27 protein-coding genes are annotated in these 25,246 nt (G+C 54.3%); 17 read left to right on the top strand and 10 right to left on the bottom strand.

Annotated elements, in window-relative coordinates; translation table 11 throughout:
* The first annotated feature begins 56 nt into the window (after positions 1-56).
* From ACIRQ6_RS02095 to ACIRQ6_RS02075, 5 genes are all read left to right on the top strand, one after another.
* Complete coding sequence (locus tag ACIRQ6_RS02095; protein ID WP_420862481.1) at positions 57-1,037, top strand: ABC transporter permease; 981 nt, start codon at positions 57-59, stop codon at positions 1,035-1,037.
* Positions 1,037-1,951, top strand: a complete 915-nt coding sequence (locus ACIRQ6_RS02090) for an ABC transporter permease (protein ID WP_420862480.1) — start codon at positions 1,037-1,039, stop codon at positions 1,949-1,951. Before ACIRQ6_RS02095 ends, ACIRQ6_RS02090 begins: the two co-directional genes overlap by 1 nt.
* Positions 1,948-2,676: a hypothetical protein gene (locus tag ACIRQ6_RS02085; RefSeq protein WP_420862479.1), complete on the top strand. Its 729-nt coding sequence runs from the start codon at positions 1,948-1,950 to the stop codon at positions 2,674-2,676. The genes ACIRQ6_RS02090 and ACIRQ6_RS02085 overlap by 4 nt, the downstream gene beginning before the upstream one ends.
* A 188-nt stretch (positions 2,677-2,864) precedes the next feature.
* Positions 2,865-3,848: an ABC transporter ATP-binding protein gene (locus ACIRQ6_RS02080; protein WP_420862478.1), complete on the top strand. Its 984-nt coding sequence runs from the start codon at positions 2,865-2,867 to the stop codon at positions 3,846-3,848.
* Positions 3,845-4,810 carry an ABC transporter ATP-binding protein gene (locus tag ACIRQ6_RS02075; RefSeq protein WP_420862476.1) on the top strand — a complete coding sequence of 322 codons (966 nt, stop codon included), beginning with the start codon at positions 3,845-3,847 and terminating at the stop codon, positions 4,808-4,810. The genes ACIRQ6_RS02080 and ACIRQ6_RS02075 overlap by 4 nt, the downstream gene beginning before the upstream one ends.
* Here ACIRQ6_RS02075 and ACIRQ6_RS02070 read toward each other — a convergent pair.
* The 4 genes from ACIRQ6_RS02070 to ACIRQ6_RS02055 form a co-directional block, all read right to left on the bottom strand.
* Positions 4,799-5,314, bottom strand: a complete 516-nt coding sequence (locus tag ACIRQ6_RS02070) for a CoxG family protein (RefSeq protein WP_420862475.1) — start codon at positions 5,312-5,314, stop codon at positions 4,799-4,801. The genes ACIRQ6_RS02075 and ACIRQ6_RS02070 overlap by 12 nt on opposite strands.
* A gap of 203 nt (positions 5,315-5,517) precedes the next feature.
* On the bottom strand, positions 5,518-6,174 hold the full coding sequence (locus ACIRQ6_RS02065; RefSeq protein WP_420862474.1) for an SOS response-associated peptidase: 657 nt from the start codon (positions 6,172-6,174) through the stop codon (positions 5,518-5,520).
* A gap of 59 nt (positions 6,175-6,233) precedes the next feature.
* Complete coding sequence (locus ACIRQ6_RS02060; RefSeq protein WP_420862473.1) at positions 6,234-6,659, bottom strand: GNAT family N-acetyltransferase; 426 nt, start codon at positions 6,657-6,659, stop codon at positions 6,234-6,236.
* 73 nt (positions 6,660-6,732) lie between these two features.
* Positions 6,733-8,292: a bifunctional metallophosphatase/5'-nucleotidase gene (locus tag ACIRQ6_RS02055; RefSeq protein WP_420862472.1), complete on the bottom strand. Its 1,560-nt coding sequence runs from the start codon at positions 8,290-8,292 to the stop codon at positions 6,733-6,735.
* A gap of 131 nt (positions 8,293-8,423) precedes the next feature.
* On the opposite strand from ACIRQ6_RS02055, the gene ACIRQ6_RS02050 reads away from it, so the two are divergent.
* Positions 8,424-8,762 carry a DUF952 domain-containing protein gene (locus ACIRQ6_RS02050; RefSeq protein WP_420862471.1) on the top strand — a complete coding sequence of 113 codons (339 nt, stop codon included), beginning with the start codon at positions 8,424-8,426 and terminating at the stop codon, positions 8,760-8,762.
* Positions 8,759-9,811, top strand: coding sequence for a quinone-dependent dihydroorotate dehydrogenase (locus tag ACIRQ6_RS02045; protein WP_420862470.1), 1,053 nt, complete (start codon positions 8,759-8,761; stop codon positions 9,809-9,811). The genes ACIRQ6_RS02050 and ACIRQ6_RS02045 overlap by 4 nt, the downstream gene beginning before the upstream one ends.
* Before the next feature lie 63 nt (positions 9,812-9,874).
* Here the strand turns inward: ACIRQ6_RS02045 and ACIRQ6_RS02040 are convergent, their stop codons facing one another.
* From ACIRQ6_RS02040 to ACIRQ6_RS02030, 3 genes are read right to left on the bottom strand one after another with little or no spacing between them, the layout of a single operon-like run.
* Positions 9,875-11,188, bottom strand: a complete 1,314-nt coding sequence (locus tag ACIRQ6_RS02040) for an MATE family efflux transporter (RefSeq protein WP_420862469.1) — start codon at positions 11,186-11,188, stop codon at positions 9,875-9,877.
* Entirely contained in the window at positions 11,185-11,694 is a 510-nt protein-coding gene (locus tag ACIRQ6_RS02035) for a PaaI family thioesterase (RefSeq protein ID WP_420862468.1), read from the bottom strand. Before ACIRQ6_RS02035 ends, ACIRQ6_RS02040 begins: the two co-directional genes overlap by 4 nt.
* The gene (locus tag ACIRQ6_RS02030; RefSeq protein WP_420862467.1) at positions 11,691-12,122 is read right to left on the bottom strand and encodes a PaaI family thioesterase; all 432 of its coding nucleotides are present in this window, start codon (positions 12,120-12,122) and stop codon (positions 11,691-11,693) included. Before ACIRQ6_RS02030 ends, ACIRQ6_RS02035 begins: the two co-directional genes overlap by 4 nt.
* Positions 12,123-12,269: 147 nt before the next feature.
* Here ACIRQ6_RS02030 and ACIRQ6_RS02025 point away from each other — a divergent pair, with 147 nt between their 5' ends.
* The 8 genes from ACIRQ6_RS02025 (at position 12,270) to ACIRQ6_RS01990 (ending at position 19,972) form a co-directional block, all read left to right on the top strand.
* Positions 12,270-12,638: a MerR family transcriptional regulator gene (locus tag ACIRQ6_RS02025; protein ID WP_420863835.1), complete on the top strand. Its 369-nt coding sequence runs from the start codon at positions 12,270-12,272 to the stop codon at positions 12,636-12,638.
* A 208-nt stretch (positions 12,639-12,846) separates the two neighbouring features.
* Positions 12,847-13,236, top strand: coding sequence for a MerR family transcriptional regulator (locus ACIRQ6_RS02020; RefSeq protein WP_420862466.1), 390 nt, complete (start codon positions 12,847-12,849; stop codon positions 13,234-13,236).
* Positions 13,237-13,257: 21 nt separating this feature from the next.
* Positions 13,258-15,033 (top strand): acyl-CoA dehydrogenase C-terminal domain-containing protein, encoded by a 1,776-nt coding sequence (locus ACIRQ6_RS02015; RefSeq protein ID WP_420862465.1) that lies wholly within the window; start codon positions 13,258-13,260, stop codon positions 15,031-15,033.
* Positions 15,034-15,109: 76 nt separating this feature from the next.
* A complete protein-coding gene (locus tag ACIRQ6_RS02010; RefSeq protein WP_420862464.1) occupies positions 15,110-15,322 on the top strand; it encodes a hypothetical protein in 213 nt (70 codons plus the stop codon).
* Between the two features lie 116 nt (positions 15,323-15,438).
* Positions 15,439-16,068, top strand: a complete 630-nt coding sequence (locus tag ACIRQ6_RS02005; RefSeq protein ID WP_420862463.1) for a glutathione S-transferase family protein — start codon at positions 15,439-15,441, stop codon at positions 16,066-16,068.
* A 15-nt stretch (positions 16,069-16,083) separates the two neighbouring features.
* Positions 16,084-17,295, top strand: coding sequence for an acetyl-CoA C-acetyltransferase (locus ACIRQ6_RS02000; RefSeq protein ID WP_420862462.1), 1,212 nt, complete (start codon positions 16,084-16,086; stop codon positions 17,293-17,295).
* Between the two features lies 1 nt (position 17,296).
* The gene (locus tag ACIRQ6_RS01995) at positions 17,297-17,767 is read left to right on the top strand and encodes a cupin domain-containing protein (RefSeq protein ID WP_420862461.1); all 471 of its coding nucleotides are present in this window, start codon (positions 17,297-17,299) and stop codon (positions 17,765-17,767) included.
* Positions 17,768-19,972 (top strand): 3-hydroxyacyl-CoA dehydrogenase NAD-binding domain-containing protein, encoded by a 2,205-nt coding sequence (locus ACIRQ6_RS01990; RefSeq protein WP_420862460.1) that lies wholly within the window; start codon positions 17,768-17,770, stop codon positions 19,970-19,972.
* Positions 19,973-20,058: 86 nt separating this feature from the next.
* Here the strand turns inward: ACIRQ6_RS01990 and ACIRQ6_RS01985 are convergent, their stop codons facing one another.
* From ACIRQ6_RS01985 to ACIRQ6_RS01975, 3 genes are all read right to left on the bottom strand, one after another.
* Positions 20,059-20,715: a Hint domain-containing protein gene (locus ACIRQ6_RS01985; protein WP_420862459.1), complete on the bottom strand. Its 657-nt coding sequence runs from the start codon at positions 20,713-20,715 to the stop codon at positions 20,059-20,061.
* A gap of 175 nt (positions 20,716-20,890) precedes the next feature.
* Positions 20,891-21,532 (bottom strand): sulfotransferase family 2 domain-containing protein, encoded by a 642-nt coding sequence (locus tag ACIRQ6_RS01980; protein WP_420862458.1) that lies wholly within the window; start codon positions 21,530-21,532, stop codon positions 20,891-20,893.
* A gap of 9 nt (positions 21,533-21,541) precedes the next feature.
* Positions 21,542-22,438: a DMT family transporter gene (locus ACIRQ6_RS01975; RefSeq protein WP_420862457.1), complete on the bottom strand. Its 897-nt coding sequence runs from the start codon at positions 22,436-22,438 to the stop codon at positions 21,542-21,544.
* Between the two features lie 90 nt (positions 22,439-22,528).
* Between ACIRQ6_RS01975 and ACIRQ6_RS01970 the strand changes: the two genes are divergently transcribed.
* Both ACIRQ6_RS01970 and ACIRQ6_RS01965 read left to right on the top strand, forming a co-directional pair.
* Positions 22,529-24,154, top strand: coding sequence for an AMP-binding protein (locus ACIRQ6_RS01970; protein ID WP_420862456.1), 1,626 nt, complete (start codon positions 22,529-22,531; stop codon positions 24,152-24,154).
* A gap of 60 nt (positions 24,155-24,214) precedes the next feature.
* Positions 24,215-25,225, top strand: coding sequence for a hypothetical protein (locus ACIRQ6_RS01965; protein WP_420862454.1), 1,011 nt, complete (start codon positions 24,215-24,217; stop codon positions 25,223-25,225).
* Positions 25,226-25,246 lie beyond the last annotated feature (21 nt).

The following is a 25,246-nucleotide window of genomic DNA, read 5'->3' as shown; positions in this document are numbered from 1 at the left end:
CAAAAAACAACTTTAGCGCTCTTGACCCTTTTGGGCCCAAGCCGCACGGTGAGCCCATGCTAGCTTTCGTCATTCGCCGTGTGTTGCAATCATTCCTTGTCCTCTTGGTCGTTGGTTTGGTTGCCTTTTCTATGTTCCGTTTTGTCGGGGATCCGATTGACAACATGCTAGGACAGGAACGCACGCAGGCCGATATCGAACGTTTGCGTACACAGCTTGGCCTCGATCAACCTTTTGTGGTGCAATACTATAAATTCCTAGGCAATGCAGTTGATGGCAATTTGGGGGTCAGCTACCGACAGGGCCGTCCAGTGGCCGATATTTTGCTGGAACGCGCGCCTGCCACACTGGAATTGGCGGCTGTTTCCGGCTTTTTGGCCATAAGCATCGGGATCGGATTGGGCGTGTTTACTGCTATTCGAAGGGACGGATGGGCGGCGAATTTCATCATGACAACGTCCCTCATCGGGGTGTCCTTGCCGACATTCCTTATCGGCATACTGCTGATTTATCTGTTCTCGGTCGAGTTGGGCTGGCTGCCCTCTTTTGGTCGTGGCGATACAGTTATGATCGGCAGTTGGTCCACAGGATTTTTGACGGCCTCGGGCCTCAAGGCGTTGATCCTGCCCTCGATCACACTTGGCCTATATCAAATGACCCTGATCATGCGGTTGGTCCGATCTGAGATGCTGGAGGTCCTACGGGCCGATTACATCCGCTTTGCCCGCGCCCGTGGTTTGCGCGAACGCACAGTAAATTTCCGCCATGCTTTGAAGAACACTCTGGTACCAGTGATCACCGTGACCGGTCTGCAATTGGGCAGCATCATCGCCTTTGCAATTATTACGGAAACTGTCTTTCAATGGCCCGGGGTTGGCTTACTCTTTATCAACGCGATCCAGTTCGTTGATATCCCCGTAATGGCCGCATACCTGATGCTCATTTCCGTGATGTTTGTCGGTATCAACTTGATCGTTGATCTGCTTTACTTCGCCATCGATCCGCGCCTGCGGGCAGATCGTGGAGGAGCCCACTGATGGAAATGCTCTCACGGTTTTGGGCTTCAGATTTTGCCTACACGTTCCGCTGCTCACCTGTGGCTGTGGTGTCCTTTGTTGTCGTAGCTTTGTTGATGTTGGCCGCGCTCTTTGCCCCCCTCATTGCGCCATTTAACCCATTTGATCCGGGATCGCTGAACCTGATGAACGGGTTTTCCAAACCGATGACGCCGAACCAATTCACTGGTGACAGCTTTTGGTTGGGGACCGATGATCAGGGACGCGATGTGTTTTCAACTATCCTTTATGGCATGCGCATATCCTTGTTTGTGGGGCTGATGGCGGTGGCCTTTGCCATGGTGCTGGGCATCACATTGGGCCTGATTGCAGGCTATGTCGGCGGCTGGACCGAGACGATCATCATGCGCGTGGCAGACGTGCAACTGACCTTCCCAGCGATCCTTGTGGCCATGTTGATCTTTGGCGTGGCCAAAGGTGTGACCCCTGTTGAATACCGCGATCAAATGGCGATCTGGGTGCTGATCATAGCCATTGGCCTCAGCGATTGGGTGCAATTTGCCCGTGTGGTGCGGGGTGCCACATTGGTCGAAAAGAACAAAGAATACGTCCAAGCCGCGCGCCTTATTGGCCGCAAACCCGGTGCGATTATGTTGCGTCATATTCTGCCCAACGTGCTGTCACCCGTGCTGGTGATTGCAACAATCTCGCTGGCTTTGGCGATCATCGCAGAGGCGACCCTCAGCTTTCTGGGCGTCGGAGCACCACCGACACAACCCTCCCTCGGCACCTTGATCCGCATTGGCCAAGGCTTCCTCTTTTCGGGTGAGTGGTGGATCTTGCTGTTCCCCGCCGTGACCCTTCTGGTTCTTGCCCTTGCGGTGAACCTGCTAGGCGATTGGCTGCGCGATGCGTTGAACCCGAAACTGCGATGAGCCCGTTTAGCGTCCTATGTTTGATTCTGTTAATCACCGCCATTGGGGGGACAACCAGCTATTTCTGGTCGGACATTCAAACTCATGATCTTGAAGGCGATGTCATTCGTGGATTGGGTGTGGGCGCGTCTGTCCTTGGCTCTTTTATATTGTGGCTTCTTAAACAAGGCGACGACCAAGCCAAAGAAACAAAGCGCAAACAAGACAGGCAACGCCGGCTATTGGTCGCACTTCATGCTGAGATAGAGATGCACCTTGAACAGCACATGGAACAGTTCACAATCGCGGCCCGCAGCACAATCGAGCCCATTATGCTCGCCAATGTCAGTCGTAAAACAGGGCAAACCCACAGCATGCCTGTGGGCGTGGTACCAAAGGAAAATGACGTCTTTGACCGGATGAAGAGTGAAATTATGGATTTACCCGATGCCGTTATCGGCAAAGTGATCCGGTATTATCAAGCGGACGAATATGTCTCGCAACTGATTATCGCGTTTACGGAATCCAAGTTTGAAGGCAAGGCCCTGAAAGAGAGAAAAAACGCCTTAAAGGGCTATTTTAACGAGGGGCAGCGCGCATTGTATGCAGGCATCAATGCTTATGAAGAGTTGGCGCATGCCTTGAAACACAAACAGCCGCACCTGACCCAAGACATGCAAAAGGCCCGCAGTGACTTGCAGGCCCTAGAGCATATCAATGCGCCAAATAGCGCCGAGGCAGGTTAGACGATGACGATAGGTGGAAATTTCAACATGGGTCAATCCTTTAGGGTCGATAGCAGTCATATAGCAGATGGGGCTCTATTTCACAAGTTTTGCGCCAGTCAATTTAGAGCAAAATTGATAAACAAACCCAAAACAATGCGTTTTTTGCCGCCTTTGTCCGACAATAGCACCTTTTGCGAGGATAAACTATGACCAACGCTGTTTTGTCCATCCGTGATCTGGTCGTAGATATCCCTACCCGTCACGCAGTTTTGCGCCCTGTGGACCACGTTAGCTATGACATTCAAGCTGGCGAAATCCTTGGGGTTGTGGGCGAAAGTGGCGCTGGCAAATCTATGGCGGGCAACGCTGTAATCGGGCTTTTGAACCGACCTGCTCACATTGCAAGCGGTGAAATATGGCTCAAGGATCAGCGCATAGACAACCTGCCGCGCGAACAGATGCGCCGCTTGCGGGGTAAAGAGATCGGGATGGTGTTCCAAGACCCGCTAACCTCGCTAAACCCTCTTTTGCGCATCGGGGATCAACTGTCTGAAACAATGATGGAGCATTTGGGCCTTAGCAAATCCGACGCCCATAAACGCGCTATTGCGGCCCTCGACGAAGTGGGCATTCCCGCCGCCGCCCAGCGCGTCGACAGCTACCCACATGAATTTTCCGGTGGCATGCGGCAACGCGTAGTCATTGCACTGGCCCTTTGCGCCGAACCCTCGCTCATTATCGCCGACGAGCCGACAACAGCGCTGGACGTCTCGGTACAGGCGCAAATCATCGCCCTGCTCAAAAAGCTCTGCCGCGAGCGGGGCACCGCCATTATGCTGATCACCCATGACATGGGTGTCATTGCAGAAACCGCTGACCGCGTGGCCGTGATGTATGCAGGGCGCTTGGCCGAACTGGGCCCGGTGCGCGAAGTGCTAACCACGCCCCAACACCCCTATACCCAAGGGTTGATGGGATCGACACCATTGGCCTCAAAAGGCCTCGACCGGCTGCGGCAAATCCCCGGGTCCATGCCCAGATTGGGCAACCTTCCAGATGGATGTGCCTTTGCCCCTCGATGCGACTATGCCAAGGCGCAATGCGTGCAATCCCCGATACCCCGGCTTGGTGCGGACATGGCGCGCGCGGCCTGTTGGTATCCAGTGAACCAAACGGAGGCTGCATCATGAGCGATCTCGTCCAAGTCCAAGATCTGACCCGCGTCTTCGATGTCTCAAAACCCTGGCTCAACCGCGTGATCGAACGTTTGCCAAAGGCGCTGCTCACTGCCGTCTCGGACGTAAGTTTTAATGTAGGCGAACGCACGGTTTATGCGTTGGTCGGGGAAAGTGGTTCAGGCAAATCCACCATTGGCAAAATGGTAGTGGGTCTGTTGCCGCCTTCAGATGGCGCTGTGGAAATTGGCGGTGTGAACCTTGTGACTGAAGAGGACGCCGAGGTTATTGACCGCGCGCGCACTGACATTCAGATGATCTTCCAAGATCCCTACGCCAGCCTCAATCCGCGCTGGAAGGTTGGCGATATCATCGAAGAGCCTGTGGCCAGTCGCGGCGCGGCGCCAGAGGGTCTTGCAGAGAAATTGCTGGTCCAAGTGGGCCTCGCTGCCGAAGACGCTGGCAAGTTCCCCCATGAATTTTCCGGTGGGCAACGCCAGCGAATTTGCATTGCCCGCGCGCTGGCCTCGGAACCTAAACTGATTGTCTGTGACGAACCCACATCGGCGTTGGATGTTTCGGTTCAGGCCCAAGTTTTGAATTTGATGAGTGATCTGAAGGACGAATTTGGCCTGACCTATCTCTTTATCAGCCACGATTTGACCGTGGTGCAGCATATCGCAGATAAGATCGGTGTGCTTTACCTTGGTCGCTTGGTCGAAGAAGCCACACCGGATCATTTGTTTGAGACGCCCAAACATCCCTACACGCAGATGTTGCTGGCCGCCGCACCCAAAATCGACGGATTTGGGCGCGAAGTGGAACCGCCTCAAGGTGAGATCCCCGATCCCATTAACCCACCAACGGGCTGCGCCTTTCACCCGCGATGCCCAATCGCAGTGGACCGCTGTTCGCAAGAACGCCCTGCTATGCGTGATCTAATGGGCCAGCGTGTGGCCTGCCATTTAGCTGATTAATTTCTTGAACCAGCCCTTTTTGGGGGCGTCCTCGTCAACTTCGGCGTCATTCGTCGTCTCGTCCGGCTCTTCGATGGCGTCCTGCAAATTGTTGAAAAACTGATCTGCCATTTTCTTGGCAAAACCGTCAATCAGACGGCTGCCCAATTGTGCCAGTTTGCCGCCAACCTTGGCCTCAACCACATAGGACAATTCCGTGCCCTCCTCGACGGCCGCCAGAGTGACATCTGCGCCGCCCTTGGCAAAGCCAGCAGCACCGCCTTTTCCCTCGCCTGCAATGCTAAGGCTTTGATTTGGAACCATATCTGACAATTCAACTTGGCCTTTGAACGTCGCTTTCACAGGCCCAACCTTTTGGACAACTATCGCCTCAAACCCCGCCTCGGGAGAGCCTGATAGCTCTTTGCAGCCTGGCACGCAGGCCTGCAAAACCTCAGCGGAAAGCAGCGCCTGATACACCGTTTCAGGGTCAGCTTTAATGATACGGGTATCTTTCATTTCCATGCGAATATGCTCCTGACTGCGTTGCGACAAAGGACCCGTTCACCCTAGGCTAAAACGGCGAGTGTTGCCAAGCACCCACAAGATATAGTTATCAATCACAGCAGATCACTATATTATGGTAAAAAACAATCTTAAGGTGTATTAGTGATCCTATTACCTCCCTGACTGGACAGGCCGCGCACGTTGCGCGGCCTTTTTTTGGTCTAGAGCGGCGTGATCAGATCAGGCCCAGCAGCACGATTGGAATTTACCGCTGGCGCTACGCGGTGGAACTTTAAAAAGTCGCTGGGTGCGGCCCGCATCAAAAGGGCTGCACCTTTGCCATCCTCCCCAAGCCATTTGCCCCAATCCGCAGGCCTTAGGGTTACAGGTTCCCGGTGATGGATGTTTGTCATTGCCTCACTGGCCGCTGTGGTGACGATGGCGCAAGTGGTAATCGGCGTGTCACCCTTTTCCCAAACCTGCCAGACCCCTGCAAACACCAAAGGCTGATCCGCCTGAGGTTGAATGTACCATGGCAGCCGGTTCTGATCAGGATCTTTGGTCCATTCGTAAAACCCTGTAGCCGGGATCAAACACCGACGTTCCCGACAAGCGTTACGAAAGGCAGGTTTTTGCGCAATCGTCTCGCCCCGCGCATTGATCAACAAAGGTCCATCAGTTGGCGATTTGTACCAACGCGGCAAAAACCCCCAGCGCATAGGGCGCAACCGTCGCCCGTCTTCTTGGGTGATCACATGGATTTGGTTTGTTGGGCACACATTGTAATTGGGAACATCCGGCAAATCGTTCGCTGGCTGTGCCTCAAACAGCTGGGCCATAGCATCATTCGGCAAAGTGATCGAGAAACGTCCGCACATAGGTGCAGCTTGCCAGTTTCGGACGCCTTCGGCGAGAGTATTTTTGGAAGAAAGGAAACCTAAAGCGTTTTGCGCATGAACCAGCGTTTGTGGTCTTCTGGGGTTTGGTCAGGTGCATTTTCTAACAAGCCAAATTCGCTGTATCCAAGGGATTGGTAGAATGCCGGTGCCGCAGGATTGGATGTTTCAAGCCATGCCGCATGGCACCCCAAAGCCCGTGCGTGCTCCTCTGCCGATCGCATCAAGTCGCGCCCCAAACCCTGGCCCCGATAATGTTGCGCGACCCAGATAATCTTGATCAATACCCAACCATAAGACGTGTCTGCCGTAAGACCTGCAATCAGGACGCCGGCCGGATCGCGGCGTTCCAAAACGATGCTTTCGTTGTGCGACTGCACGTTGATTTGTGCCAAATCGGCCAAGAGATGGGCCTCTAGATCTGCAGCGGTTTGGTCTTTTTCGGCACGAGGCGTTCTTGATATCATAGGGTGTGACTTTTTGAGCGGAATGCAAAAAGGCGCAGCCAGAAAGCCGCGCCTTTCGGTGTTTTTGAGGGGTTTATTCCTGCGTAATGCGACCATCGGTATACGGCGTCACGGGGCCGGCAGAGGCCATGTATTCCGCAACCACATCGGCCAAGTCCGGACCATAGTCATAGACGTTTTGGGCATCACGGAACATTTTGTAACCGTCCCCACCACCACGCACGTAGTTGTTGGACACCAGACCGTATGTCTTGTCCATATCTAGGGCCATGCCGCCGACCATCACAGATGTGATCCGTTCACCCGCAGGCTTGGATGCATCAAAGCTAAAGGTCATGCCAGCGACTTGGGGGAACCGACCGGCACCTTCTTCGATTTGGCTCACACCGTTTTCAAGAGCGGCTTTGACCACGGCACCCGTGACCTCAAAGGTGCTGAGCGTGTTTTGGAACGGCAGAACCGTCAGAACTTCGCCCATGGTCACAGGACCTGCGTCGATCGAGGCACGTATACCGCCACCGTTTTGTAGCGCAATATCAATGCCCTGATCCTTGACCCGTGCCAACATCGCGTCCGCAATAAGCGATCCCATCTGACATTCCACGGCGCGACAGAAATCGCGGTTGCCTTCAATCGAGGCCGCAGCTTCAGCCACGACTTTGTTACGGATTTCTTCCAAAGGCTTGGCCGCTTCGGCAATGCGCGCTTTGACGGCTTCGTTTTCCGTCACACTGGCGTCCATCACAATTGGACCGCCCACGGCCTCTGTGACGTTGCCTGCATCATCGAATGTGATGTTCAGCTCACCGAGGTATTTACCGTAGGCATAGGCCTGCACGATCGGCACACCGTTTTGCATGGTGGGGTAAGGCCCATCGGCTTTTTCATCATTACTGTTGAGGTATGTGTTGGTGTGGCCGCCCACGATCACGTCGATACCTGTTACTACATCCGCCAAATACCGGTCGGTTTGATAGCCTGAGTGTGACAACAAAATAATCTTGTCGATGCCTGCGGCTGTCAGTTTATCCACTTCGGCCTGTGCTGCTGGGGCGGGATCGCTGAAAATAACATTTGGACCGGGTGACGACAGTTCCTCGGTGCTTTTGGGAGTAAGGCCAACGATACCGATCTTGTCGCCCCCCTGTTCGATCACAGTGGATTTGATCAGCGCATCTTTCAGCGCAGGCTCACCTGTATAATCGGCGTTGGACATCAGGACCGGGAACTCAACGGCATCGATGAAACCGCGCAGGACCTCTGGGCCGTGGTTGAACTCGTGGTTGCCCACCGTCATCGCCGTATAACCCATCTGGTTCATCATCTCGGCGGCCAGCATGCCTTTGTAGTATGTAAAGAACATGGTGCCTTGGAACTGGTCACCGCCATCCAGCAACACCCAGTTGTTAGAGCGGGCTTTGGCGTCATTTATGGCCGTCATCAAGCGAGCCGAGCCACCAAAGCATTTTCCTTCGGTGTTGTCCTCGGCGCTACAGCCACTGTCGTATTTCGAGATCGGCTCGAAACGGGCATGGAAATCATTGGTGTGAAGAATAGTCAGTGAATAATCAGCGGCAGCCGTTCCGGCCGTAATCGCCAAGGCGCCAGCAGTCATCAAGAATCGAGCAAACATAGGTCTCTCCCAGTTGTGTTTATGAACCAATGGTGGCCGCAACCGCAGACAGAGTCAAAGCCCTAGCACAGTATTCTAGCCTGACGTAACAGTCCCTTGACGCTCTAGTTTGGAAAAGGCATGCAACGCCTATGATGATTTACAAGATTTTTCGTGGGCCCGAGTGGAAGGCGTTTCAGGATCAAGGGCGCACCTATGGCGCACCAATTGATCTAGAGGATCAATTCATCCATTTTTCGACGGCCGCACAAGCCCCTGAAACTGCAGCAAAACATTTTGACCAACTGCAAGGGCTTTGGCTGGTGGCCTTTGACAGCACCGCCATGGGAGACGCGCTGAAATGGGAACCTTCGCGCGGCGGTGATCTGTTTCCGCATCTTTACCGCCCCTTGGTGATCGACGAAGTGATCTGGGCAAAACCGCTGCCATTTGATGCAGGCCAGCACAATTTTCCGGCAGCAATGAAATGAGCACCTTGGAACGTTTAGGCCTGAACGTCTTGCGCCAGCTTGATCCTGAAACCGCGCATGGCCTGTCGATCAAAGCGTTGAAAACCGGTCTCGCCCCTTTGCCTGATCCCGTGGTGCACCCCTGCCTGAAATGTCAGATCGCAGGGCTGCACTTTGCCAATCCGGTAGGCTTGGCTGCAGGCTATGATAAAAACGCAGAAGTTATCGCACCGCTACTAAACGCCGGGTTCGGCTTCATCGAAGTGGGTGCAGCGACCCCTCGCGCACAACCCGGAAATCCTAAACCGCGCCTGTTTCGCCTGACCCAAGATCAAGCCGCAATCAATCGCTTTGGCTTTAACAACGACGGGATGCAAGCGATCGCAGCCCGTTTGGCCAATCGTCCCAAATCCGGAATATTGGGCCTTAATCTGGGCGCTAATAAAGACAGTGCAAACCGAGCCGATGATTTTGCCCAAGTCCTAATGCACTGTGGTGCACACTTGGATTTCGCCACTGTCAACGTCAGCTCGCCTAACACCGAAAAACTGCGCGATCTGCAGGGGGCCGCTGCTCTTAATGCACTGCTTGAAGGGGTTATGCAGGCCAACCGCAGCCTGCACAAACCAATCCCGATCTTCCTCAAAATCGCTCCGGATCTGACCGACATCGAGATCAGCGAAATTGCAGATGTGGCGCGCGCCACAGGCCTTGATGCCATCATAACAACAAACACAACACTGGATCGCCACGGCCTCACCAGCCCGGACAAAGGCGAAAAAGGCGGTCTTTCCGGGGCCCCCTTGTTCGAAAAATCAACGCAAGTCCTGGCAAAACTGGCCAGCCAAACAGATATCCCCCTGATTGGCGTCGGCGGCATCAGTTCGGCCGAACAGGCCTATGCCAAGATCAAAGCAGGCGCCACGGCAGTGCAGATCTACACAGGAATGGTCTATCACGGCCTGTCACTGGTTCAAAAGATCAACCAAGGCTTGATCTCAAAACTCAAAACCGACGGCTATACATCAATCAGTCAAGCCATTGGTCGCGACAAAACGGACTGGCTCTAGCTATCTTTTTTCTTGAAATACTCTGGGGGTTTGGGGGCAAAGCCCCCAACCGGTCGGATCGCGTCAGCGATCCGAGGCCGCGCGCTCAAGGGCTGGATAACGACTGCCCAATGTAAGCCCGCGCACCACAAAACTCAGCAATAGGGCCAACCAAAGCCCATGATTTTCAAACGCCCCCATCAAGGGCCAAACGGCTGCAAAATACACAGCACAAGACAGCGCCATCATATTGCGCATATCGGTGGTCCGCGTGGCGCCAATGAAAATCCCGTCAAACATCCACGCAGCACAGCCCACCAAAGGGGCCAACACCATATAGGGCAGGTATTTTTTCGCCTCTGCCTGCACATCAGGGGCGGTGGTCATCACGTCAATCAAAGGGGCGCCACCAAAGGCAAAACCAACAGCCAAAACAATACAAATCATCGCCCCCCAGCCGCTGGTCAAAACCACCGACCGGCGCAGACGTACGCGATCGCGTCGCCCGAACGCTTGCCCCACCAATGCCTCGGCCGCAAAGGCAAATCCGTCCAAGGCGTGGGCGGTAATATGCAGGAACTGCACCAGAATTTGATTGGCCGCCAGCCGCACATCGCCCAAGCCCGCCCCAAAAAACAAAAACGATACGAAAATTGCTTCTAGCAACACAGAACGGATCAAGATGTCGGAATTCACCCGCGCCATCTGCCAAAGCCGCGCTGCGTTAAACACAATCTGGCTGTCACGCCACGCAGGATTTTGAACCGCATGGCGACAAAACCACAACCCAACCACCAGACCTGACCATTCGGCGATAAACGTGGCCCAGGCCACCCCTTCGACACCCCAGCCAAAACTCAGCACAAAGAGCAGATCCAACAAGATATTCACGCCGTTCATCCACAGCTGGATGACCAAGACAGCCCCCGTACGTTCTTGGGCGATCAACCAGCCAGTGACCCCGTAAATCCCGATAGCTGCAGGCGCCGAAAAAATCCTGATCTGCATATAATCACGCGCTAGGGCCTCGACCTCGGGACTGGCAGGCGAGATCCGAAACCCTGCCCAAAAGAGCGGCATCTGCAGCACGACCATAACCAGTCCCGCACTAAATCCGATCAATAATGCCCGGCTCAAAAGGGCCACCACTTCGTCAGAGTCGTCAGCCCCCAACGCTTGGCTTGTCAGCCCAACGGTGCCCATGCGCAAGAACCCAAAGATCCAATAAAGCGCTGTTAGGATGATGGCGCCAATCCCCACGGCGCCAATCGGGGCCGCCTCACCCATTTGCCCCACGACGCCTGTATCAACAGCCCCCAAAATGGGCACTGTTGCATTCGATAAAACGATGGGCAGTGCGATGCGCAGGACCCGTTTGTGGGTCAGGGCTGGGCTCATGCCTCGCGTGTGGGCATCAAAAAGTGCCCCATGGCCTGCGCATAAGGGCGGTTACGATTGTCTTGCCACCCTTCGACCTGAACACTTGCGTAGCGCCGCCCCGAACGGGTGATGCGCGCCCTTGCATAGGCATCACGCGGCAGACCTGTGCGCAGATAATCAACGGTAAAATCAATTGTCTTTGGCAGACGCGGCAAAGCCTCAGGCGTCAGACCGTCAGGATCAATCGCGCCGCTTTCAATATCATCCCACAGCATCGCCCAACTCATTTGAATAATGGCAGTGGTTTCCAGAAACGCAGCGGTGGCCCCACCGTGCAGCGCAGGCAACATCGGATTGCCGATCAAATGGTCATTGTAGTGCATGGTTGCCGTCAGCTCATCACCGCGACGTTCAAAGTCGATCCCCATAAATTGAATATAGGGCACCCCGCCGACCAAAGCCTGCAGGGCTGTATCGCGGCGTTTCTTGACCATTTGCATGGGTTCGGGCGCTGTACGTTTCATTTTGATTTCGGCCGCTCAAGGGTAAATGCGCCCGTGGCGGTCGCCACAGGGTTATCGCGATCATCGTCCATAGCAGTGGCGCGCACAAAAGCAACGGACCGGGTGACGTGAAAACACTCGGCACGGGCAACGATGGACTGCCCCGGCGTGGCCGCACGCATATAATCAATGCGCAGATCAATTGTCGCAGTCCCCAAAGCCCCGGTAGGATGCGCCATCACAGCCGCCCCGCCGCATGTATCCATCAGGGCTGACACTGCTCCACCGCTTAAAACACCAGTTTGCGGATCGCCGACCAATTTAGGATCATACCCCATCGAAATCTCGGCATACCCCTTGCCTACACCCACAACCTGCATGCCCAAGGCCTGACTGTGTGGCAGGGCCGAGACGAATTGCTGGGCAAATTTAAGTGAATCGATGGGCATTACTGGGTTTCCTACCTGCTTGTCAGGGTAGGCTTGTTACAGTCCTGCCTTCAAGACCGATTCTGCCCAGCAATAGATTTGTTTTTCCGCTCATGGTTGCCCCCAAGCAGGGCCTGCGTTATTTTGAGTTTATCAGGGGAGAGAATGATGGCCGAAGACCGTCTCACGTTCAAAGAAATGTGCGCCAAGTTCGACGTAACGCCGCGCACCCTGCGGTATTATGAATATATCGAACTGCTGACCCCTGAAAAAGAAGGCCGGTCCCGGTTTTATACCCCTCGCGAGGTTGCGCGGATGGTATTAATTCTGCGGGGGCGCCGTTTCGGCTTTGCATTGGAAGACATCCGGCAATGGTTGATGATCCGCGAAAACGAAGGAACACAAGCCCAGATGAAAACCTGGGTTGAACTGGCCGACAAACAACTTGTCGAACTTGCGGAACAGAAAAAGCAATTGGATGAAACCATCGTGGAACTCCAAAAGCTGCGGGACGCGACCCAAGCCTCAATCAAATAAATAAGGGGTCAGGTATTCCTGACCTTTTGCGGTTGCCCAAATTTCAGGCGGAAAATAAAATTGCGCAAATTAGCGAAAAACTTTCTTGACCTTTCGTCACCTGAAAAGTGACGCGGCGTTTCATTTACGTTAACGTCAACCTTTCTTGTAAGCTTTGTTCACGAGACGCATTTTTTGTCCACAACCAAGGATAAAAGGTGACGTGACAATGAGTGAAGAGATGAAAACAATTCGGGAAATGTGTGACACCTACGATGTTACACCACGAACGCTACGGTTCTACGAGGCCAAAGAGTTGCTCGCGCCACAGCGCGAGGGGCAAAAGCGCCTGTTTACCAAACGCGATCGTGCTCGGCTTAAATTGATTTTGCGCGGCAAGCGGTTCGGGTTCTCCCTCGAGGAAATTCGCCAGTTGCTGGACATGTACGATATGGAAGGCCAACAAGATGCCCAACTGCGCAAAACCTATGATCTGGCCCAGCACCGTCTCGCCGACATGAAGCAACAGCGTGCTGAATTGGATGCGACCATCTTGGAGCTTGAAGAGCAATTGAAATGGGGTGCCAACACCTTGGCGTCCTCCAAGAAATCAGCCTGATACGACACTACGGAGACCTCTATGCCCAGCTACACTGGACCCGTCAAAGACATGCAATTCGTTCTGCACGATGTGTTGAACATCACCGAAACCGGCATTCCTGGTTATGATGAACTGGATGCCGATTTCACCAACGCCGTTTTGGAAGAAGCCAGCAAAATTGCCAGCGACGTATTGGCCCCATTGAACCCTGTGGGTGACACGGAAGGCTGCGTTTTGGAAAACGGTGTGGTCCGCACACCGACCGGATTTAAAGCGGCCTTTGATCAGGTCCGCGAAGGCGGTTGGACAGCGTTGGATTGCGATCCGGACTTTGGGGGTCAAGGCTTGCCCTACCTGATGTCAACGGCGGTAGGTGAAATGATGTCAGCGGGCAACATGGCCTTCAACATGTATGCAGGCCTGACACACGGCGCGTATTCGGCCATTCATGCCCACGGCTCCGATCAGCAAAAAGAGACATATCTTGAAAAGATGGTCAGCTGCGAATGGACAGGCACGATGAACCTGACCGAGCCCCATTGCGGCACGGATCTGGGTCTGATGCGCACCAAAGCGGCGCCGCAAGAGGATGGCACCTATAAAATCTCTGGCCAAAAGATCTTTATCTCGGCCGGTGATCACGACATGTCAGACAACGTGATCCACTTGGTCCTCGGCAAAATCGTGGGCGGCCCCGAAGGTATCAAAGGCGTGTCCTTGTTCATCGTCCCTAAGTACCTTGTAAACGACGATGGCAGTCTGGGCGAACGCAACGGCGTATCTGTAGGCAAGATCGAAGAAAAAATGGGCATCCACGGCAACTCGACTTGTGTGATGAACTATGACGAGGCCACAGGCTATCTGTTGGGCGCCGAACACAAAGGTATGCGTGCCATGTTCACCATGATGAACGAAGCACGATTGGGTGTGGGGCTGCAAGGCTACGCACAGGCCGAAGTCGCCTATCAAAACGCACTGGAATACGCCAAGGATCGCTTGCAAGGCCGTGATGTGACTGGCGCAAAGTACCCAGAAAAATCTGCCGATCCCTTGATCGTGCACCCAGATATTCGTCGTAACCTTATGGATCAAAAATCCTTTGTAGAAGGCGCACGCGCGTTTACTTTCTGGGGCGCTCATATGATCGACAAAGCCCACCGCAATGAAGACGCGGATGCAGATGGCATGATCTCGCTGCTGACCCCGGTGATCAAAGGCTTTCTGACCGACAAAGGGTTTGAAATGGCCACAAACGCCCAGCAGGTTTACGGCGGCCATGGCTATATCGAGGAATGGGGCATGTCCCAGTTTGCCCGCGATGCCCGGATTGCGATGATCTATGAGGGCGCCAATGGTGTGCAAGCGCTGGATCTTGTGGGTCGGAAGCTGGCTCAAGACGGCGGCAAGCACGTGATGGCTTTCTTTGAGATGGTCAAGACATTCTGCAAGGAAAACAGTGATGTAGACGGCATGGCCGAGTTCATCGAACCGCTGAAAGCCGCCTCCAAAGATCTACAGGCCGCTGGCATGTACTTTATGCAAAACGGGATGAAGAACCCCAACAACGCTCTGTCTGGTTCCTATGACTTTATGCATCTCTTTGGTCATGTCTGCCTTGGCCTGATGTGGGCCCGCATGGGCAAGGCAGCTCTTGAAGCCCTTGCAAACGGAGCCTCTGATACCGAGTTCTACGAGACCAAAATTGCAACAGGCAAGTACTACATGGCGCGCCAATTGCCTGCCACATCCATGCATCTGTCGCGCATCGAATCCGGTGCTGATACGGTCATGGCACTGGAGGCTGCAAATTTCTAAAGTCCGAGGGGAGGAACACTCACGGACCGGCAGGCGGCATAGGGTATGTCGTCTGCCACACCAAAAAAGGACAACTATGTCAAAACGCCTACGCCTGACCCGCAGATTTCCCGTCGCAATGACCGAAGATGGGTATCGGCGGTTGCGAAAATTCAGCAAAGAGGCAGGATTGGATGAGGGCGAAGCGCTCAGCTTCCTGTTTGAAAACTTTGGTTCGGTCATTGACGAAGACAATCTCACTCACCGCCTCAGGCTCTTTAATTCCGAACTGGACGCGCGCAAAAAATAGAAGGTGGATTTGAGTATTTATGGAAAAAAGAAGCGGTCAGGTTTCTTTTTTCTTCAACTACTCTGGGGGTTTGGGGGCAAAGCCCCCATGAAACTTTAGGCTGGGAGGCACATACCATGATTAAATTGCATTGCTTTGGCGAAAGCGGCAACGCCTACAAGGCAGCTTTGGCATTAGAACTTTCAGGGCTCGATTGGGAACCGGTTTTTGTTGATTTCTTTGCAGGTGCCGCCCGCACCCCCGAATGGAAAACTGTGAACACTATGGCTGAGGCGCCTGTGCTGGTTGATGGCGACATGACCCTCTCCCAATCCGGTGCAATCCAGCAATACATCACAGATAAAACCGGGAAGTTCGGCGGCGCACCCGACGACAAATACGAAGTCTTGCGCTGGGTTTTGTGGGACAATCACAAACTGTCCTCCCAAGCTGGCATGACCCGTTTCCTGATGAATTTTCTGTCTGCAGACAAGCGTCCCGAACAAGTCATTGGCTTTATGCAAGGCCGCCTGAAGGCCGCTTATACTGTGTTGAACGATCATCTAGAGGGCCGCGACTGGATCGTTGGCGACAGCATGACCAACGCCGACATCAGTTGCTGCAGCTATCTGTTCTATCCAGAGCCTTACGGCTTTGACCGCACTGAGTGGCCCAATATGGACGCTTGGCTGACGCGAATTTCTGAAACACCGGGGTGGAAACACCCCTATGATCTTATGCCCGGCAACCCCGGCGACCGCGCTTAAAAGGAGCCTTCTTAAATGACCGAAGCTTATATCTATGACGCCATCCGCACCCCGCGAGGCAAGGGTCGCAAAGACGGCAGCCTTCACGAGGTGACAGCAGCCCGTCTGTCCGCTCACGTTCTTAATACCCTGAAATCACGTAACAACATCGAAGGTCATGCGGTCGAGGATGTGATCTGGGGCAATGCGACCCAAGTCATGGAACAGGGGGGCTGCTTGGCCCGTACGGCTGTTCTGGCCTCTGATCTGGACGAACGCATCCCCGGTCTGTCGATCAACCGTTTCTGCGCCTCGGGCATGGAAGCCGTGAACATCGCCGCCAACCAAGTGCGCGGTGGCGCAGGCAACGGCTATATCGCCGGTGGTGTGGAAATGATGGGCCGTGTGGCCATGGGCAGTGATGGGGCCGCGATTGCGGTGGACCCATCCATAGCAATGAACAGCTACTTTGTGCCTCAAGGCATCAGTGCCGATATCATCGCCACAGAATACGGCTTTACCCGTGATCAGGCCGATGCGCTGGCCGTGGAAAGCCAAAACCGTGCAGCGGCGGCTTGGGCCGACAACCGATTTGAAAAATCCGTCGTGCCTGTCACAGACATCAACGGTCTGGAAATCCTCAGCACCGATGAATACATGCGTCCGGGCACCGATATGCAAAGCCTTGGCGCACTAAAGGCCAGCTTTAAGGACATGGGCGAAGTAATGCCTGGCTTCGACAAAGTGGCTTTGATGAAATACCCGCATCTTGAACGGATCAACCACATCCACCATGCCGGAAACTCCTCTGGGATCGTTGATGGATCAGCCGCCGTGTTGATCGGCAACAAAGAGCTAGGCGAAGAGCTGGGGATCAAACCCCGCGCCCGCATCCGTGCCACATCGAAAATCGGTCTGGACCCGACCATCATGCTCACTGGCCCCGTGCCGGTGACCGAAAAGATCCTCAAAGATCACGGTATGGCCATCAGCGATATTGATCTGTTCGAAGTGAACGAGGCCTTCGCGTCCGTCGTCTTGCGTTTCATGCAGGCCTTTGACGTGGACCACGACAAGGTCAACGTCAACGGCGGCTCCATCGCTATGGGTCACCCATTGGGCGCCACAGGTGCGATCATCATCGGCACCTTGCTGGATGAGCTTGAGCGTAGTGACAAAGAGGTGGGTCTTGCCACATTGTGTGTCGCTTCTGGCATGGGTGCCGCGACAATCATCGAGCGGGTTTAAGATGCCCAAGATTGATATCGCTTCAGTGCCGCTTAAGACAGGATCAACCTATCCTGAACCGTATAATGCAGAAATGGAGGGGCGGTCTTCCCTCAAACTGGGGGACGCAGGTGGCCTGACACAATTTGGGGCCAACTTGGTGATGCTTGCGCCCGGCGCGAAATCGTCCCTGCGCCATTACCATATGGAACAGGACGAGTTTGCCATGGTCACCCAAGGCACCTGCACATTGATCGATGACCATGGCGAGACCCCTCTGAGCGTTGGCGATTGCGTGGCATGGCCCGCAGGCGACGCCAATGGCCACCACATCGTGAACACCAGTCCAGAGGAGGCGCGGTTCCTTGTCATAGGTACCCGAACCCCAACTGAAACTGGCTATTACAGCGACATAGATATGATGGTGAAAGATGATGCCAAAGGCTTTGCTTTCACTAGAAAAGACGGAACACCCATCGAAGGGAACGACTAAATGACTGATTTTACATACGAAGTTGACGCAGACGGCGTAGCGATTGTCACATGGAACGCGCCAGAGAAGTCCATGAATGTGCTGACCCGCGAGGCGTTTGCATTGGTCGAGGACTATATCGACCGCGCTTTGGCAGATGATGCCGTCAAAGGCGTTGTGATCACCTCGGGCAAGAAAGACTTTGCTGGTGGGATGGACCTGAACGTGTTGGCCAACATCCGTGCGGAAAACGGCGATGCCCCTGCTCAGGCCTTGTTTGATTTCACCATGAACGGCCACCGCATCCTGCGCAAATTGGAACGGGCCGGTATGGACCCCAAGACCAATAAGGGCGGCAAGCCTGTGGCCTGTGCGATCAATGGCACCTGTGCTGGGATCGGCACCGAGATTGCGCTTGCCTGTCATCGTCGGTTTATGACCGACAACCCGAAAGCCAAAATCGGCCTGCCAGAAATTTTGCTGGGTATCTTCCCCGGTGGCGGCGGTACGATGCGGTATTCCCGCATGGTCGGAGCGATGCAAGCCTCCCCTGTTTTGCTGGAAGGCAAGATGTTGGACCCCAAGAAAGCCAAAATGGCCCAATTGGTGGACGAAGTGGTGGAGGCCGACAATCTGGTCGAGGCTGCGCGCCAATGGGTGCTAAACGCCAAAGACGCAGACATCGTCAAACCTTGGGACGCGAAGGGTTGGAAAATGCCCGGTGGCGCGCCCTATCACCCAGCCGGTTTTATGACCTTTGTGGGTGCCTCCGCGATGGTGAACGGCAAAACTCAAGGCGCTTATCCTGCGGCCAAAGCCTTGCTATCGTGTGTGTACGAAGGGGCCATGGTGCCTTTCGATACGGCCCTGAAGATTGAGGCGCGTTGGTTCACGTCCATCTTGATGAACCCGTCCTCGTCCGCTATGATCCGGTCCCTGTTCATCAACAAGCAAGCCTTGGAAAAGGGTGCTGTGCGCCCCACTGATGTGCCAGACCAATCGGTCAAAAAGGTCGGCGTTTTGGGCGCTGGCATGATGGGGGCTGGCATTGCGCTGGTCTCGGCCCTAGCTGGCATCGAAGTTGTCTTGCTGGACCAGAAACAAGAAGCAGCAGACAAAGGCAAATCCTACACAACCGCCTATATGGACAAAGGCATTGCCCGCAAAAAGGCGACAGAAGAGAAAAAAGAAGCCGTGCTGTCCAAGATCACCGCAACCACGGATTACGAGGCCCTCAAAGGCTGCGATTTGATTGTGGAGGCCGTGTTCGAGGATCCGTCGATCAAAGCCACTGTGACCAAAGCGGTTGAGGCCGTCGTGGGCGAGGACTGCATCTTCGCCACCAATACCTCGACGTTGCCGATCTCTGAATTGGCCAAAGCGTCCAAACGTCCAGAGCAGTTCATTGGCATCCACTTCTTCTCGCCCGTCGACAAGATGATGCTGGTCGAAATCATCAAAGGCGCCGAAACAGGCGACCGCGCGGTGGCCAAGTCGCTCGATTTCGTCCGTCAAATCCGCAAGACACCCATCGTGGTCAACGACGCGCGTTTCTTCTACGCCAACCGCTGCATCATCCCTTACATCAACGAAGGTATCCGCATGGTCAAAGAAGGTATCGAGCCTGCCTTGATCGAAAACGCCGCCAAACTGTTGGGGATGCCTTTGGGACCGTTGCAGTTGAACGATGAAACCAGCATCGATCTGGGCGTCAAAATTGCCAAGGCCACCAAGGCTGCTATGGGCGATGCTTATGACAATGACGAGGCTGACGAAGTCCTGTTCTGGCTGTTCGATCAGGACCGTTTGGGCCGCAAATCCGCCGCTGGGTTCTATGAGTACGATGAAAAGGGCAAGCGCGTGGGCATCTGGCAGGGTCTGCGGGACAAATACACCACGGACGCCGAGGACCCCGATCTGATCATGGTCCAGCATCGCTTGATGTTTGCTCAAGTTCTGGAAGCCGTGCGCGCACTGGAAGAAGGCGTGTTGGAAGACATCCGTGAAGGCGATGTGGGCGCGATCCTTGGCTGGGGCTTTGCGCCTTGGTCCGGTGGCCCTCTGTCGTGGCTGGATATCATCGGCACACCCTATGCAGCCGAACGTTGCGACCAATTGGCAGCAGAACTTGGCGAACGCTTTGCGACCCCTGATCTGTTGCGCGAAATGGCAGCCAAGAACCAAACGTTCTATGGACGCTTCGGCAAAGAAGACGCAGCAGCCTAACCTAAACCCACCACAGCAAAAAAGGGCGCGCTGGCCAATATCCAGTGCGCCCTTTTTTAGTCGTTTCGTGAGTTCGTATTTTTCGTTCAGGCAACCATCGCAGGGTTGGTGTGGCCTTGGTTCTGGCGATCAAGCATGTCCAATGTGTCGATCAGCATTTCTGCCTCTTCCCCGTCCAACACAATGTAGCTTTCTTCAGCCTCTTTATCGCCCGGGCAATGCATCAGAGCGCCGGAATGGGCAAAAGCCAACTGTTCGGTTTCAAAGACCAGAGTAAAGACTTCAAAGATCGTGGCCGGACGATCCCGGCTGATGCCGCGATAGCCTTCCAACGCTTCGGCTTTGACCAATGTGAACGGATCCCCAAAGACTTCTTCTGCGATATCGCTCTCGATCAAGATCGTTTGATCCGGCATCAAGGTCATCGCTTCGCGATTACCCAATGTTCCCGCAGGAATATGCATTGGCCACAGGTGCTCGGGGCAAAAGAAATCGTCTTGCCATGCCAGCTCTTTGCGGATCGATTTGACGGTTTGCAAACCACCGTCAAAGGTCAAAACCTGATCGCCAGCCTGCACGAGGGCAACATCCTGCCATCCGTTTTGGGTGGCAACCAATGTTCCAGCAGCAAAGCCGGATGAGGCGGTCGCTTGGGCTGGCACAAAGCCACTGTCCCAAGCACCGGTAATTTCAGCAGTGCGATGTGTCTTATCGCTCTCTTTTGTATTTAACAGTCCAAACATTCGACATCCCCTTCGACGTTTATTTTGTTTTTGGCAACTGAGATCGACTTGGCGTGATTCTCTGGGCGCTCCATGGTCCAAAAAAAGGTTAAAATGGGGCACTGTCTTGGGTTTGACTCTAATTTTAGGAAAAGTGGCGGATTGATGCTTGATTAAGGTTAATCGCAGGCGGAATTCAGTAGTGATATCCAAACTTTTGGATATCGGCCGCGCAAATCTGCGCAACCAGCGCCTGAGTCGCCTCTGTATAGTGGTCGCGGTAGTGACCAGCAGATGTCGAGCGATTCACATGGGGTAACTTCAGATCAAATCCAAGATGCTTGGCAAAGCCTGCACTGTCCTCGACAAAATGCTCTAGCCTAATGAAATCAGGGGCAAAGTTGACCTTGGGGCAGTCTACATAACTGCTGTAACTGTTCTGACGCACCGAATGCACTGTCTCGGGATGGGTGAGAAACGCGGTAAAATCCAACCTCTGGGCACGGGCGACAGCGGGGTGATCAAAGCTCTGATCTTGCAACCAATGGTAGTAGCTGACCATACGGTCCCACGGATTGCGGACCAAAGTCACGATCCGCAGGCTGGTTAACTCCTCGGGCTGAATGAGGCCCATAAGATCCTGCAGTTTACTATGTTTCCACAGTCGACCCGCCGCTAGATCGTGGTTAACCCGTTTACGCCGTCGCACAGCCTTGGGGGTGTCGCCCAGCATAATGTCATCCTTCATCGCGCGGGCCTCCAACGCGAGGGCCAGCGAGGTGCCACCAGTCTTGGGAATATGGATGAATAGGTAATTTCGGCCGCGCGACAGGATCATCCGGTTATTTTAGCGTGCACGTACAGCAATGATAGTACCCGCCAGAATTATCATCGCCACACCCATCATCGCAATACCGTTCAAGGTTTGCCCAAACAGCCAAAAGGCCGCCAATGGCCCAAAGACCATAACGGAATACTCAAACACCGAGACAAAACTGGCATCGGCCATTTGATACGCACGGATCAAACTTCCGATAGCCACGATAGACCCAAAGGCCTGCACCGCCGTCCATGTCAGAAACGTTGCATTTGGCATCACCCAGCCGCGCAGGATGAACCCATCTGGGCCTTGAGGCACGTCTTGTGGATATAAACCCAACACAATAAGGCCAACCGCGCCAAAGCTGCCCAACACGACAAAAAAGCCAAACAGCAGGGTCAGCGTATCTTCACCTGCGCAAAGGGTGCGCGTGATCAACGAACTGCATCCATAAAGGAATCCCGCCAAGACAGGCAGTACCGTGAGGATACCGAGGTTGGTAATATCAGGCTGTAGCACCAGCAAAGAGCCGGAAAACCCAATCGCCACTGCAAGGATCCGCCATTTGCCGATGGTTTGACCCAAAAAGATCGCAGAAAGCAGCATCACAAAGATCGGTGAGGTAAACAATCCGGCCAAGACCTGCGCCAGTGGCAAAAACGCCAAACACCCAAAATAGAGAACCATTGCAAAAGCCATCAAAACACTGCGCAACAACACCACGCCCGGATTGATAGGTCGCAAACGCCCCACACCCAAAGCCGCCAAAGCAAGGAAGACAGGCAAGGCCAGCAACGTGCGTATAAAATGGAATTGCCACAGCCCCCCATGGGCCGCCAAAACGACCACGTAATTGTCGATGACCCCGACGATCAACATCGCGCACAGCATGCACAGCATCGCGGCTCTTGGATTGTTCTGCACGGTGATAGCGCTACCCCTTCGAATTATCATTGCATTGGCCTGAAATCTGGCGCTAGGTCTAGCCCAACTACGACATAGGGAGGTGTCAAAATGGGATGGATGTCCGATGAAACAGGTTTGGATAAATGTCAGGCAAATTATACGCCGCTGACCCCCTTATCGCACTTGCGCCGCGCGGCTCACGTTTTTGCCGATAAAGAGGCCGTTGTTTATGGCTCTTTTCGCAAGACCTATGCCGAATACTATGAACGTGTGACGCGGCTTGCCTCGGCTTTGACCAAAATAGGTGTCAAACCCGGTGACGTCGTCGCAACTGTTTTGCCCAACATCCCAGCCCAAGTGGAAGCCGCATTTGGCGTGCCCGCCTGCGGCGGGGTCTTGAACACGATCAATACGCGGCTGGATGTGGACACTATCGCTTATATCTTTGATCATGGCGAAGCGCGGGTTGTATTGGTCGACACCCAATTCCTGCCAGTGGTCATGGAGGCCATCGATCAGATGGATGGCCCCGCCCCGGCCATTATCGAAGTGCCCGACGATCAAGCCGGTGTGCACGATACATGGGAGCAACTGGATTACGAAGATTTCCTCGCCTCCGGCGATCCTGATTTCGAATGGATCATGCCACAGGATGAATGGGAAAGCCTGGCGCTGAATTACACCTCAGGCACCACAGGCCGGCCCAAAGGTGTCGTTTATCACCATCGCGGTGCATATATGATGACGATGGGCACCGTTGTGAGTTGGCGCATGGTTTTGCATCCGAAATTCATGCAAATTGTGCCGCTGTTCCATTGCAACGGTTGGAACCACACATGGATGATGCCGCTTTTGGGTGGAACGGTCGTGTGCTGTCGCGATATCTCGGCCAAAGCGATTTATGATGCGATTGCGGATGAAGGTGTCACACATTTTGGCGGTGCACCTATCGTTCTGAACCTCATTGTGAATGCTGTCGACAGCAACAAACGCCAGTTTGATCATCTGGTTGAGGTATTCACCGCTGGTGCCCCGCCCGCCCCTGCGATTTTGGAAAAGATCGAAACCATGGGCTTTAACGTGACGCAAGTCTATGGCCTGACCGAAACCTACGGCCATGTCACCGAATGCATCTGGGACACCGCGTGGGACGACTTGCCCATGTCCGAAAAGGCCAGCATCAAGGCGCGCCAAGGCGTGGCCTTCCCAATGATGGAAGCGGTGACCGTGGTCGACGAACACTGCAACCAAATCGCCATGGATGCCGCCACCCAAGGCGAGATTGTGATGCGCGGCAATTCGGTGATGAAAGGCTATTACAAGAACCCCGAAGCCACGAAAAAGGCCTTTGAAGGCGGATATTTTCATTCCGAGGACTTGGCCTTGCAACATCCAAACGGCCAAATCCAAATCGCCGATCGCGCCAAGGATATAATCATTTCAGGCGGCGAAAACATCAGCTCTGTAGAAGTCGAAGGCGCTTTGATGCACCATCCTGCTGTGATGCTCTGCGCTGTGGTGGCCAAGCCCGACGACAAATGGGGCGAAGTGCCTTGCGCGTTTGTTGAACTTAAAGATGGCGCACAAGCAGACGAGGCCGAGATTATCGCCTTTGTTCGCGAACGGCTTGCTGGGTTCAAAAGCCCCAAAAAAGTGGTGTTCCAAGAATTGCCAAAAACATCGACGGGCAAGATCCAGAAATTTGAATTGCGCAGCTTTGCCAAAACTCTGTGAATTGAAGCGCTGTCGGAAGTAGGCTAGGCTGCTGATCAGAACAGAGGCAGAGCAGCCCGAATGACAGCACTAGACCAATACGCACGGCTGGAAAGCACAGGTGTGTGGCGCGCGTCCCATGACGCCCAGCGTCGCAATGTTATTGTGTCGTTTGGCAATGCCACATTGGTCATCTCGGATTCCAACGGATCCGCTTTGGCGCATTGGTCTTTGGCGGCGGTCTTGCGGTTGAACTCTGGCAAACGACCCGCGATTTTTTCACCCGATGCAGATCACGGCGAACAGGTCGAGATCGAAGAGGACATGATGGTGGACGCCATCGAAACTGTCCGCAAATCACTGGAACGCGCCCGGCCCAAACCCGGGCGGCTTCGCTTGGTCATGTTGACCGCGTCCTTTGCTGCCGTCGCCGCCCTAGCGGTGTTTTGGCTGCCCGATGCTTTGGTCAATCATACGGTGAAAGTCGTCCCGGACGTAAAACGCGCACAAATCGGTGCTTACATGCTGGAAGAGATCGAGCGTGTCACAGGCCAGCCCTGCTTTACCCCTCAAGGTGAGAAAGCTCTGGCACAGCTGACCCGTGGATTGGGTCTGACAGGCAGTTATCGGATTTACCGCGATGGTGTGCCCGACACGCTGCATTTGCCCGGCGGACTGACGTTGATCAATGCGCGCGTGCTGGAAGATCACGACAGTGTTTATGTTCCTGCAGGCTATTTTCTGGCCGAAAACCTGAGAACCCAAAACAGCGACCCACTGCGTGAGTTGTTGGAGGATGCTGGCCTGCGTGCCACGTTTAAACTGCTCACCACGGCGCAAGTGGACAGCGATGTTTTGGCCCGCAACGCCGAGGCTCAATTAACCAAGCCAGCTGATCCCTTGGAGACGCCTCAAATCTTGGAACAGTTCACCAAGGCCGATGTCCCAACCAGCCCCTATGCCTATGCATTAGATCCATCTGGCGAGGCCACCTTGGCCCTAATCGAAGGCGATCCAATGGCAGGACGCCAGCCGCCCACGCTGTTGGACGATGGGGAATGGATCAGCCTTCAAGGCATCTGCGCCCCTTAGAGCGTCTGCATGGTTTTGGTC

The sequence above is a fragment of the Algirhabdus cladophorae genome, assembly GCF_044772865.1.
Taxonomy (GTDB): Bacteria; Pseudomonadota; Alphaproteobacteria; order Rhodobacterales; family Rhodobacteraceae; genus Algirhabdus; species Algirhabdus cladophorae.
Note: the sequence above shows the minus strand (reverse complement) of the source record. Positions and strands in the feature narration are given on the sequence as shown.